Raw genomic sequence first — 12,306 nt, 5'->3', positions numbered from 1 at the left:
TATAGAGGTCTTTTTTTTGGTAGAGCGACATATATTGCTGTACACGAGGGGGCGTAGGAATGGAATTACAAGACGTATTAAGAGTTGCTGGAGTGGGACTAGTCGTTGCGCTTCTTCATGTTTTCTTTGATCAAACAGGGAAGAAGGAGTTTTCATTTTTCCTCTTTTTCATTGCCTACTTATATATGACAGCAGAATTACTTCGATTTTTACGTCTATTTTTTAATGAGATTTTAACATTCTTCCAATGGCTTACATCTTCCGGGTAATGTAAATGGAAATTGTGATTGTTGCTGTTGTCATGCTGCTTTTATTATTGCTGATAAAAGAAGTTATACAGCCACTCCATGCGCTAATAAGTGTGATGTTTTCGTTCTTGCTTTTTGGCATGTTGTTCTCGACACTTTTAATGCCTTTCGTCAAACAGCTGTTAGAAACACTTGCCTTTTTACCTTATGCGAAAGCTATTTTAATCAGTGCAAGTATGTTCTATGTCGGGCAGTGGATGTCTTTACTGCTGGCAGAACATAATTATAAGGTGCTCGGGAACATCGTTTTTGCTGCAGTAAAAATCGTGATTTTGTTGTATTGGTTCAAAGAATTTTTGGCTGTTTTACAGGAGGTGTCGGCCATTTTAAAAAGGCTAAACTAAGGAGCGAAGCCATTGCAGGAGCAAATACTATCGTTTTTAATCGACCCATTCTTTCTCTTGCTAAAGATGACGCTCATGCTTTGCAGCTACGTCATCATTGTTTTGATTGTGAACATGGTATTACCAGAATTTGAAAAAGGGACAAGGATACTCTTTTTTCTGATTGTTTTAGCAACGATTGGTCCAGTTGTAGTTAAGTCTTTTACATTAATTGATGAGATTGCACAAGGACTAGCCCATCTATTTACAGCATTTTATCCCATTTTAACTTCAAGCTTTCTTCTATCAAGTAGTATTACAGCGATTGCTTCCTGGCAGCCTTTTTTACTGTTTTTTGTACAAGTCCTGACCATTATTAGTAGTAAGTGGCTTATTCCAGGTGTGCTTTTAGCCATTGTCTTTGATGTGTGCAGTGTCATAGTCAAGGAAATTTCTTTTACACGAATCGCTGAGTTGATTCGTTTTACGATTATGAGTATCGTTTCTGCCTCCGTTATTTGCTATATTCTGTTGATGACTGCAGGCGGTGTGGCAGCATTTAGTGTCAATGCTGCTGTAGCGGAACCCGTCAAAAAATTAATTGAGGAAAATATTCCAGTTGTTGGGTCTTTTATTGTAGACAGCTTTTCAATGTTTCAGCATATGACACAATTTACATCTTCACTTACTAGTATTAGTGCCTTTATCGCCGTCATTACAGTGTCCTTTATCCCAACTGTACAGCTCGTTGTCAGTGCTTATTCATTAAAATTGTTGGCGGCTATTTTAGAACCAATCGCCTTTGATGATATTTGTAGACTACTAGAACAAATTAGTAAATCGCTATTTACATTATGTGCTGTATCATTTCTCATTGCTTTTTCATTTATGTTTTCTTGTTTTTTCCTCATTGTATTCGTACAAGTGATGGCAGGGGGGAGATAGATTGATTCTTTTATTGGCATTGCTCTTTGTATGTCAGATATTTGTGTTTCTAACGGATGATAAGGAAATAATTTCACTAACAAAATTGGTCATCACGTTAGTATTTTTGCAATTGCTATTAAAGATTCCATTTATCAATTCATAGGAAGAAACAAGCGTACATACACTTGAAAAAGAGAAGATGAAGGGAGGCAATGTACAAGTGATGTGGAAAAGACACGAAAAAAAACAACGTCATTGATGGTTTTAATTTTGATAGCTGCCTCCATGGGAATATTCATCATTTTACCTATGTATCAGACGAATTCAACAAGCGACAAAGGTTCACCACTCACCAATGAAGAAAAACTTGAACAAACTTTGAAGTCAATGCAAGGTGTTGGGGAGGTTAAAGTCTATTTTTATTATGGAGAGATGACAAATGACCAAGAGGCCAATAAACTATTCAGCCAATATTTTCGAGGGACAGAGCAAAGCGCGAAAAACGTAACAGGAATGCTAGTTGTTTCAGAAGGTGCATCCGATATCTTTGTGAAAAATGAAATTCGTGCAGTCGTCAGTCAAGTGATGCAGTTACCGATTCATCGAATCATAATCGTTCCGATGGAAAATAAGGAGGAAAAGTAAATGCGCGTACGTAGAAGAACAGTTTGGTTTATGACATTATTAAGTTTAGTAGCAGTCATTTCAGTGTATTATTTGGTTGATCCAGCAAAACAGTTCAATGGTCTAACTATTTTTACAGATGATACACTACAACAGACAGCTGTCACAGGCGTTACTGATAAAGAAGCGACAAATGATATCACACAAGAAGTATCTTCACCGAGTCACTTATTTGAAGAAATGCGTATGCAGGTAAGTGATGAGAGAAGTCAGCTACGTGAACAGTTAACGCAAAAAATTGCTGCAGAGGAATCCTCTGCTGAAGAAAAAAATGAGGCATTTAATGAAATGGATGGTCTGATTAAACGTGAATCAGCCGAAGCAATGCTTGAAATGCTTGTTAAATCATTAGGTTATTCAGATGCGTTTGTTCGCGCTGAAGGGGAAAAAGTTTCTGTTACAGTGATGGCTGAAGAATTGTCAAAAGCACAAGCAAACGAAATTATTTACTTGGTGAAAACAGAGATGGAAGGCGCAAATGATGTGCAAGTAAAGTTTAGTGCAAATAATTATTAAAAAATATAGAAAAAAATAAATATTTAGTTAATTTGAAAATAGTTGTTATATATCAGCGTTATGAAAAGGCTTTCGTTTAGTAAAGGAAAGCCTTTTATTTTGTTCATATTTACTTAATTTTCATTTAACTATTTCAAATTGATACGAAAAAATATAGAATAGTTATTGTAGTAGATTTTATTTCATAAGGAGAGTTAGAAATGTTCAAAATTCAAGAAATTCGTGAAATTATTAAATTAGTAGATTCTTCTTCAATTGACGAGTTTGTGTACGAAGTAGATGGCGCAAAAGTAAAACTAAAAAAGAATAATGTTATTGTTACAGAAACTGTAGCACCTAAAAAAGAAGTAGTAGCCCCTGTTGTACAACAATCTGCACCAGCAGAAGCTCCAGCAGTAACACCTGCACCAGCTAAAGTGGAAGAAGCTCCAGCTGCAGCTACATCAGCAACTAACGACCCTTCGTTACATAAAATTGTATCTCCGATGGTCGGTACTTTCTATCAAGCACCAAACCCAGATTCACCAGTTTACGTAAAACCAGGTGATAAAGTAGGAAATGAAACAATCGTATGTATCGTAGAAGCAATGAAATTATTCAACGAAATCGAAGCAGAAGTGCAAGGGGAAATCGTTGAAGTTCTTGTGAAAGATGGCGACTTAGTAGAATATGGCCAACCACTATTCCTTGTAAAAGCTGAGTAAGGAGTGCAAAACAAATGAAAAAAGTTTTAATTGCAAACCGCGGCGAAATCGCTGTGCGTATTATTCGTGCTTGTAAAGAGTTAGGCATTCAATCAGTTGCTGTCTACTCTGAAGCAGATGCGGACGCATTACATGTGAAATTAGCAGATGAAGCTTATTGCATCGGACCAAAGCTATCAAAAGATTCTTATCTTAGCTTCCCAGCGCTGCTTAGTGTTGCCGAAAAAACAGGTGCAGACGGTATCCACCCAGGATATGGCTTCGTATCGGAAAACGCTGATTTTGCTGAAGCTTGTGAAAACGCTGGCATTAAATTTATCGGTCCATCCTCTGATTCAATTAAAATTATGGGTATCAAGGACGTTGCACGTACAACAATGGAAGCTGCAGGCGTTCCACTTGTTCCTGGCACTGGTATTGTGCCAGATATCGAAACAGGTAAAGAATGGGCTGCTCAAATTGGTTATCCTGTCATCATCAAAGCAACTGCTGGTGGTGGTGGTAAAGGAATCCGTGTAGCTCGTACAGAAGAAGACCTTGTGAAAGGTATTGATATTACGCAAAAAGAGGCAGCTGCTGCATTCGGCAACCCTGGCGTATATTTAGAGAAATTCATCGAGTATTTCCGTCACTGTGAAATCCAAGTTTTAGCGGATGGCTATGGCAATGTAGTGCATTTAGGCGAACGTGACTGTACCGTTCAACGTCGTATGCAGAAACTAGTCGAGGAAGCTCCATCTCCAGCACTATCTTCTGAGCGTCGTGCTGAAATGGGTGCTGCGGCAGTAAAAGCGGCACAAGCATGTAACTACGAAGGTGCCGGTACAATCGAATTCATTTATGATTATCAAGAAGACAAGTTCTACTTCATGGAAATGAATACTCGTATTCAAGTGGAGCACCCAGTTACAGAAATGATTTCTGGTGTAGATCTTGTACAACAACAATTAAAAATCGCATCTGGTGAGAAGCTTCCATTCACACAAGATGATATTCAATTAAATGGTTGGGCTATTGAATGCCGTATTAACGCAGAAAATGCCTATAAAAACTTCATGCCATCAGCAGGAACGGTAGATACGTATGTAACGCCAGGCGGCTATGGTGTACGTATTGATTCTGCTGTCTATGCAGGCTATACAATCCCACCATATTATGATTCAATGGTAGCAAAACTCATTGTTCATGCGGATACACGTGAAGAAGCGATTGCGAAAATGAACCGCGCGCTAAGTGAATTCGAAGTATCTGGTCCTGGGATCAATACAACCATCCCATTCCACCAAGCACTAATGAACAATGACGTTTTCAAATCAGCACAATTCAATACGAAGTTCCTTGAAGAGAATGATGTATTGGGTGTAGCAGAAAAAGCAAAGTAAGCGTTCGCAATTTTAAAACCTTCTAACTTTTATTAGTTAGGAGGTTTTTTATTTGGCTAAAAAAGGTCAGCGTACAGGGATTTTTGATTTAGAAGATGTAACAGAAGCTATACAGCTACCAAGTTTTGAGGGTACGTTTAAAGAGAAAGATACGATACTGATTACTCCACCAAAGCTAATGATTGATGTAGCCGAATTACACGAGGGTAAGAAAGGTGTGGAAATTAATAGTGCTTTGTTAATTGTGAAAGAGCAGATGCGTCTGTGCGTTCGTAAAGCGACGATCAGTGAATATATTTATACTTTTAAACGTTTAGTAGATGCAATGAAAATTGAATATGTAGATGACATTAAATTGGAGTCTATATTTGGTTGGCTTGCGAGCTTAGGGATATTTCAGATGTATCGAAACAAAGCCGTCTACGTGTCATTAAAGCTGTTTTAAATCGGCTTTACGATAACGGATGTATAGAGAGAAACTTTTGGAAAGACGTTCGTATACGTGTTGATACCAAGATTAAACTTCCTGCTGACGAGAAGCAATTGTCAATTTTATTGTCATTACTTGATATGACGAATTTCATTCAGTTTCGTGATGCGGTAGCTATACTGACTATATACAAGACGGGCATTCGAATGAATACGTTAATACAGCTAGAAGAGAAACATATTAACTTTAAGACTAACTCATCGCTACTGACAGGTGACATTATGAAGAACCAGGATGTGATGTATTGAAATTGCCTTTCGATGAGGAATTAGCACTGTATTTGAAACGTTTGATAACTCAAAATAATATTATTCGTAAACATTATAAGAAACGAAATGAAGTTGTGTTTTTAAGTAAGTTTGGTGATTCTCTAGATGTTGAATAATTACTAAGAGGCTTTCTTACTATGCTAAGAAATACAAGTTAAACAATATCAGTGCTCATGCTATTAGAAGGTTGTATGCAATTAACTTAAGGAAGAAGGGGGCGGATGTTGTTTTAATTAGTAAGGCGCTTTCTCATAAATCATTATCAACCACAACGAGATACTTAGGGATAAGCTCTGATGATGTATTGAAGGGACTGAGGGATTACTTGTAGACTTACTACGGGTTATCCATGTAATCGAATCAAATTTAGGGGAGTACCTTTTCGCAATTCATTTAATAGTTAGTAATTATTTGTATGAGTTTAAAGGACTATTAATAGTATAAAAATAGACGGTTATAAGTTCTAAAGAACTATAAAAATGTTTGAGTGTTGTAATTTGTGTGATATAATTACTTTAATAACATTCTTATTTGATAAATGAATAAAAATAAAAATATCAACTAAGAGGAGAATGACAAATAAACCCTAATATAAGTGCAGGTTTTAACTTGCACTTATATTTTATTAATGGATAGTTTTGTCACATTTCTAAAACACAATATATTAATAAATTAATTGTATTTTTGAAATGTGACAAAGTGATTTAGTGAAGATATTTTCGCTTTCGAAGAGCAAGAGTGGAGTAACGAACTTGTTCGCTGCTTCATGATGCTTCTGGAAACCGATTGATGAATTACAATAGTGTTGCATTTGCAGTGACGAAGTGAAGCGTAGGCACTAAGTCAAGGCAATACTGTTTAATTCGTCAATCGGAATAAACAATGAAAGGATAGTGGCAACAGGAGTTTGCAAAAGAATTATTATGATATTAAAGAAGAAGCAATTAAGCTGTCAATAGAACTAGGGGAAAGTGGTTCTGAGTTTGATAGTGCTTCTTGGAAAAATCGTGGGTGTCTAAAGCCTGATAACACGCTGAAGTCATTAATAAGTACGTTAGAGCGTTACTTTGAAGAAGTGAAATCTAACGGGCATAGGGGGAAAAAACGCAGATATACATTAATTGGGCTTAGGGATACACCATTACCAAAAATAGATAATCGTAATGGACGCAAAATGGAAGAGGAAGCTATTTTATTGCCTTACGTGATTAAGCAATTGAATGAATTAGCTTCATGTGGAAAGTATGAGACTACCTATAAAGAGTTAGCAAAACAAAAATTCTTTTTAACAGAAAATAGTCAACAGAAACTTGTTTTCGTAAATGAGCTTTTTTCCACACTAAAAGATACAATTATTCCAAAGGAGAAGGTAAGGGGAATTGCTAACAAACTTTGGGAATCGTATTAATTAAATCTTGTCAGCACTCTTAAAAATCTTTTGGATTCTTTGAAAAAACAAAAGTATATCTCAATAACTTCAATATACAAAGCTAGATATGTTTCCGTAGGTAAAGAGAAAGATTATCCTTACTATACTTTAAGTCCCTTGGAAATAAAGGAGTTAAAAAGTCTAGAGGAGCAGGTAGTACAATCCTATGGAATGGAGTATAAAGCTTATCAAAAGTATTTTGTCTTATATCATGTACCTGATTAAATCTTAGCAGTTAGAGAAGAAGTTTCTGAAGCTGTTAAGGAAAAGTTAGGAATTGAGCGGTATTATAAAGCAATTGAGATTGAAATTCTTGGTGATTTCATTTCATGTGAGTCTCAAAGCGATAGTGAGATAGCAAGAGCATGTTTAGAGCGTTTCTCAAGGCTGTTAATCGATAAAGTGAAGAAACCGACTTATGAAAATGGACTTTCTTATGATAAAAAATTTCATTATCTAGCTCATTTGGTCTTTATGAAGGTAATGAATCCAACTATTGAGTATGATGAACTTTTAAACGATGAATGGAGTAAAGTTAATTCAAAGGTATCAGAGCTTAAGGAATATTATAAGGATTATCCTGATGAATACACACTTTTAGTAGCCGAGCATGAGGCTACTAAAAGTGCTAACCTAACAGATGAAGAATACGAAGCAATGGTTCGAAGAGCTTTTATTAGTGAGCTAATTCCTTCAGGTTTTGGTAACCATGGACAGGTAGAGTTTAATCAAGAACAGTTGGCACATCATTAATTGGTGTACTTTTTCTGTTGCCAACTTCTCAGAACTGCTCTTAGACGATTCGAGAAACAGCTAGATGGATACTTGGTTACATAGATTGCTTTAAGGTCGTTCGTCTTCTAGTAGCTAAATGATTTCGCATAGTTTTATACCGAAATATTCTGATGAACTTAGGTTATCGATATTAAAGATGGAACTATTTTGATATTTTAATACTTATATGGCAATAAGTGTAGTAAAATAGTCTTGTAGTCCATAGTATTAGTTTTGGGGGAATTAAATTGCGGAAAAACAAAGTAAATGTTGTGAAAGTAAGTAATCAATACAAAAAGCTTATAATGTTAACATTATGCCTATTAACTCTTGTTGGTTGTACTAATGAAGAAACTAAAAAAAAGTTAGAAGAAAATGAAGAATTAATTGAAACTAAGCAAACAGAAGAAATTTCAGTCGAAGACCAAAAGCGTCAAGAAAAAGCTGAAACAGTAGAAAAAAGCATTGTTAAGCTTATCGAAGAAGAAAATTACTTAGATGCAATTACTCATTATAAAAATACGTTTATTCAAACTGCTGATAGTGAAATCAAACCAACAGAAAAAACAATTGAACTATATAATCTTGCTGTTCAAAAATATTTTGAAAAAGCCGAAACGTTCGATTATTACGATTACATCCTTTTATCTTTAGATATGGAAAAGTTAAATGAAAATGTTACATCACTTATATATCAAAAGTTCTCAACAGATATAGAAGAAATTGAAGCATTTATACAAAAAGGGAAAGATGAAACTCGTGAAAGAATTGCAAACTATAAAGCTGAACGTGCTGAGCGAGAAGCAAAAGAACAAGCTAAGAGAATTGAAGAAAGCAAAAATCGAGTATACATAGGAATGACAAAAGAGCAGGTACTTGCTACAAATTGGGGTGAACCCGATGATATTAACAGAACAATTACTTCATATGGAACATCGGAACAATGGGTGTATTCAGCTTACGGGAAATATTTATATTTTGAAGATGGAATATTGGTGACAATACAAGATTGAGGTTTGGGAATTAGCATAGTATTAAAATGATTTGAAGGTAGAGCAAACAGCTCTATCTTTTTTATTTTTCCTGTTAGAAGTCCATAGTCACGCTACAAGATACTTTGATGAAGCAATGACATATTGGGGTTGACAGTTTCAATGGGACTTCATGAGAGCCATACTAGAGGTGGATAGGAGCAAAGGAAAACATTCCGCACGCACTTCGAAGCATGTCATGACGACATAGAATGAGCGTACATTGATTGAACAGATTTGATATATGATTTCTTATCAGCAAACCTAATTAATGGTTTGTTTGTTGATTGCGAGTGGTAAAAATAGTAACTTTGTATTATATGAGAAAAATATATTTTGAATTAATTTGATGTTAAAGGGGATTTGAAATGTCAAAGAAATGCAATAAATGCGGAGAAACAAAAGCCCTTGTAAGAATGGTCAAGTAAACAAAAGCAACTTATTCTACTATATGTAAGGATTGTTTAAACACTTCAAGACGAAAAAACCCTTACCATTGAAACCTAGAGATGGTTACAAGTATTGCGCTAAATGTAATAAAGAAAAAGTTTTAGAAGAATTTAATGTACGTTTCATTAACCATCATCGTACATTAATAAAGAAAGAGATTTTAGAGGAAAAAAAATCCTATGTATGGCAGGCGAAGATTTGGAGAAGAAAACCCGAACTACAAGCCATATAAAACGGAGGAAGAAAGAGAGAAAGGAAGATTAATAGAGGGATACGGAATTTGGAGAAAGTATGTTTATAGTCGTGACAATTACACATGCCAATGTTGTTTTGATAATAAGGGTGGAAATCCAGTTGCGCATCATTTAGACGGTTATCATTGGTATAATGAGGGAAGAACAAATGTAGCAAATGCGGTAACGTTGTGTAATGGTTGTCACACTAAATTTCATTCTCTTTATGGGAACTTTAAAATAAGGTCCATAAACTTGTGCTTTTTCCCAATCAAAAGTAGTCAATTGATTTAGTGAAACGATTTTTGAGCCACCATTAGCTTGCTCCATTATATTTTTTGCGAGCAAGGTATCTTCAGTAGCTCTATTTCCTAATAATAAAATAAGCATTGTAAAAATAATGACAGCCGCCCCAATACCCAACAACCATTTTCGTAACATCCTACACCTCTATTCTGAAACTATTTCTATATTATAGAAATGATACTATATAATAGAAGTTGGTGATAGTACAAAACTTTTGGATGAATGGGAGTTAATCAATAGATGCCTGTATACAATAAGCTTGTAAGAGATAAGATTTTAGACATTATTCAAGCGAAGGGTTTATCTTATCATGCGCGAGCCCTAGAATCTAATGAGCTATTGAATGCAATAAAAGCTAAGATGATAGAAGAAGCATCAGAATTTCATGACGCAAAAGATAGACAAGCAAATATGGAGGAGCTAGCGGATATACTTGAGCTTATTCATGCAGCCATAAGAGTGTTAGGTGTAAGCTATGAAGAGCTAGATGCAACTCGTGAGTATAAGAAAATAATACGTGGTGGATTTGAAAATGGGGTTTACCTAATAGATGTCGAGGATCAATAATTTCAATTCAACGATTCTATCGATAAATTAAAACGGCTTTCGACAGCCAAACCTTCCTTTTTATAGTATAATGAACGTAAGTACAGCACTTGTTTGTGATGTGTAAGGGAAAGGATGATATTTGTATGGCAGAGAAAGTAGGACAATCTTTCGTACAACCAACACCTTCTGGAAAAGAAGAGCTTGGAAAAATTGAGGTAGCAGCAGAGGTGATCGAAGTTGTAGCTGGGATTGCTGTCAATGAAGTTGAAGGCATTGCTGCAACTCGTGGAAATATTGCGACGGGTGTCGCTGAACGTTTCGGTAAAAAAGTACACAATAAAGGCATTAAATCAGGTGTAACGGAAACTGGTGAAATTGCTATTGATGTATTTTGCTCTGTGAAATATGGATATGCCATTCCTAAGGTAGCGAAGGAAGTTCAAACCCAAATACGACAAGCTATTTTGAATATGACAGCACTAGAAACAGCAGAAGTGAATGTGCATATTACAGGAATTCATTTCGAAAAAGAAGAAACTGTAGTACATGAATAAAAAGAAGGATTGCCCAACGATGATTTGTTCATCGCAAGGGCAATCCTTTTTTAGGAGGATTCTCTAGGATTCATTTGTATAGATGTGTATCGTTCATTTTTATAATTCAATATGCTTTGGCTTTCTCCAGAATAATGCAAGAATGACGCCAAGCACTAAGACGATTGTGGCAAAATAGTATGGATAGTTCAGATTCACATCGAACAATATACCACCTAAGATAGGGCCGAAAATATTACCAAGACTTGTAAACATAGAGTTCATTCCACCAACAAATCCTTGTTCATTTCCGGCGATTTTTGATAAATAGGAAGTAACTGCAGGACGAATTAAATCGAAGCCTACGAAAATAAAGAATGTAACAAATAAGATGGCAAAATAATGATTCACTATCGTCATGGCGAATGTTAAAACTGCTGAAAGGATTAGTGAGTAACGAATAACATTAATTTCGCCCATTTTCTTTGTCAGCCAATCAAATAGTATTAATTGAGCCAAGGCACCTACAATACCACTTCCTGTAATGATAATGGCGATATCAGATGGTGTGAACGCAAATTTGTGATCGACGAATAAGCTAAATAGCGATTCGAATGCAGCGAGGCCAAATGACAGAACGAAAATAAGAATGAATGGAATGAAGTAGAGCGGGCTAAAAACTCGCTTGACACTACCAACAATAGATGGTGCCGATTCTTCATTGTCTGTAGCACGTGTCGGTTCTTTTAAAAACATAAATGACAGGATAGCCGCGAACAGACCAAGTACTCCAGCTGCATAAAATGGTACACGTGTACCATATTCAGCTAAAAAACCACCGATGCCAGGACCGATTATAAACCCTGTGCTGATGGCTGCACTCATATAACCAAGTGCTTTTGGACGCTGTGCCAATGTTGTAATATCGGCAATATAGGCAGTTACGGCTGGCATAATGAAAGCTGCACTCACGCCACCTAGCATACGGGAGACAAAGAGTATTTCAACTGAACGACCAAAGCCGAATAAAAACTCTGAAAGTCCAAAAATAAAAAGACCTGCAACAATCATAATTTTGCGGCCAATATTATCGACAAGCTTACCAGCAATTGGTGATGCGATTAATTGTGTGATAGCAAAGGCTGCCACCATATAACCAACGACAGAGCCCGAAATATGAAGCTCATTCATAATCGTTGGTAAAACAGGGATGACTAAGCCAATCCCTAAAAAGGCAATGAAAAGATTAGACAGTAAAATGGCTAAAGTTATATTTTGTTTCTTGCTCATAAAGTACTCCTTCTATTTGTTCACGATACATTTGTATTAAATCTACTAGATTATTTCCATGTAATACGATAAACCCTATAGTAACTATAGGGTCAAAAGATTTGTTTT

16 protein-coding genes are annotated in these 12,306 nt (G+C 35.8%); 14 read left to right on the top strand and 2 right to left on the bottom strand.

The features are described from left to right. Nucleotides 1-59: 59 nt before the first annotated feature. The 12 genes from NV349_RS13870 to NV349_RS13820 all read left to right on the top strand — a co-directional run bounded on the left by NV349_RS13870 (nt 60) and on the right by NV349_RS13820 (nt 8,819). On the top strand, nt 60-269 hold the full coding sequence (locus tag NV349_RS13870; RefSeq protein WP_012295089.1) for a hypothetical protein: 210 nt from the start codon (nt 60-62) through the stop codon (nt 267-269). Between the two features lie 5 nt (nt 270-274). Beyond that, nucleotides 275-652: a hypothetical protein gene (locus NV349_RS13865; RefSeq protein ID WP_036116820.1), complete on the top strand. Its 378-nt coding sequence runs from the start codon at nt 275-277 to the stop codon at nt 650-652. 12 nt (nt 653-664) lie between these two features. Further along, entirely contained in the window at nt 665-1,576 is a 912-nt protein-coding gene (locus NV349_RS13860) for a stage III sporulation protein AE (protein WP_036116822.1), read from the top strand. A gap of 267 nt (nt 1,577-1,843) precedes the next feature. Beyond that, nucleotides 1,844-2,203, top strand: coding sequence for a hypothetical protein (locus tag NV349_RS13855; RefSeq protein ID WP_244504886.1), 360 nt, complete (start codon nt 1,844-1,846; stop codon nt 2,201-2,203). Next, nucleotides 2,204-2,758 (top strand): SpoIIIAH-like family protein, encoded by a 555-nt coding sequence (locus tag NV349_RS13850; RefSeq protein ID WP_036116826.1) that lies wholly within the window; start codon nt 2,204-2,206, stop codon nt 2,756-2,758. Nucleotides 2,759-2,958: 200 nt separating this feature from the next. Next, on the top strand, nt 2,959-3,462 hold the full coding sequence (gene accB, locus NV349_RS13845; RefSeq protein WP_036116828.1) for an acetyl-CoA carboxylase biotin carboxyl carrier protein: 504 nt from the start codon (nt 2,959-2,961) through the stop codon (nt 3,460-3,462). A gap of 14 nt (nt 3,463-3,476) precedes the next feature. Next, a complete protein-coding gene (gene accC, locus NV349_RS13840; protein WP_089934541.1) occupies nt 3,477-4,844 on the top strand; it encodes an acetyl-CoA carboxylase biotin carboxylase subunit in 1,368 nt (455 codons plus the stop codon). 52 nt (nt 4,845-4,896) lie between these two features. After that, complete coding sequence (locus NV349_RS13835) at nt 4,897-5,289, top strand: hypothetical protein (protein WP_271910254.1); 393 nt, start codon at nt 4,897-4,899, stop codon at nt 5,287-5,289. Nucleotides 5,290-5,715: 426 nt separating this feature from the next. Beyond that, on the top strand, nt 5,716-5,934 hold the full coding sequence (locus NV349_RS23240; RefSeq protein ID WP_082673714.1) for a tyrosine-type recombinase/integrase: 219 nt from the start codon (nt 5,716-5,718) through the stop codon (nt 5,932-5,934). Between the two features lie 576 nt (nt 5,935-6,510). Then, a complete protein-coding gene (locus NV349_RS13830) occupies nt 6,511-7,011 on the top strand; it encodes a hypothetical protein (protein WP_058844025.1) in 501 nt (166 codons plus the stop codon). Nucleotides 7,012-7,515: 504 nt separating this feature from the next. Beyond that, nucleotides 7,516-7,785: a hypothetical protein gene (locus NV349_RS13825; protein WP_101967010.1), complete on the top strand. Its 270-nt coding sequence runs from the start codon at nt 7,516-7,518 to the stop codon at nt 7,783-7,785. 269 nt (nt 7,786-8,054) lie between these two features. Beyond that, nucleotides 8,055-8,819 carry a hypothetical protein gene (locus NV349_RS13820; RefSeq protein WP_036122747.1) on the top strand — a complete coding sequence of 255 codons (765 nt, stop codon included), beginning with the start codon at nt 8,055-8,057 and terminating at the stop codon, nt 8,817-8,819. A gap of 833 nt (nt 8,820-9,652) precedes the next feature. On the opposite strand, the gene NV349_RS13815 is transcribed toward NV349_RS13820, so the two are convergent. After that, on the bottom strand, nt 9,653-9,961 hold the full coding sequence (locus NV349_RS13815; RefSeq protein ID WP_271910251.1) for a hypothetical protein: 309 nt from the start codon (nt 9,959-9,961) through the stop codon (nt 9,653-9,655). Nucleotides 9,962-10,066: 105 nt separating this feature from the next. On the opposite strand from NV349_RS13815, the gene NV349_RS13810 reads away from it, so the two are divergent. Beyond that, the gene (locus NV349_RS13810; RefSeq protein WP_036122750.1) at nt 10,067-10,393 is read left to right on the top strand and encodes a nucleoside triphosphate pyrophosphohydrolase; all 327 of its coding nucleotides are present in this window, start codon (nt 10,067-10,069) and stop codon (nt 10,391-10,393) included. 125 nt (nt 10,394-10,518) lie between these two features. Further along, entirely contained in the window at nt 10,519-10,929 is a 411-nt protein-coding gene (locus NV349_RS13805) for an Asp23/Gls24 family envelope stress response protein (protein WP_036122753.1), read from the top strand. A 99-nt stretch (nt 10,930-11,028) separates the two neighbouring features. Here NV349_RS13805 and NV349_RS13800 read toward each other — a convergent pair whose 3' ends face one another. Continuing rightward, nucleotides 11,029-12,198 carry an MFS transporter gene (locus NV349_RS13800; protein WP_058844027.1) on the bottom strand — a complete coding sequence of 390 codons (1,170 nt, stop codon included), beginning with the start codon at nt 12,196-12,198 and terminating at the stop codon, nt 11,029-11,031. Nucleotides 12,199-12,306: the final 108 nt, after the last annotated feature.

It is taken from the genome of Lysinibacillus sp. OF-1, assembly GCF_028356935.1.
Lineage (GTDB): Bacteria > Bacillota > Bacilli > Bacillales_A > Planococcaceae > Lysinibacillus > Lysinibacillus fusiformis_D.
The sequence above is the reverse complement of the archived record's forward strand: the minus strand, read 5'-3'. Positions and strand labels throughout refer to the sequence as shown.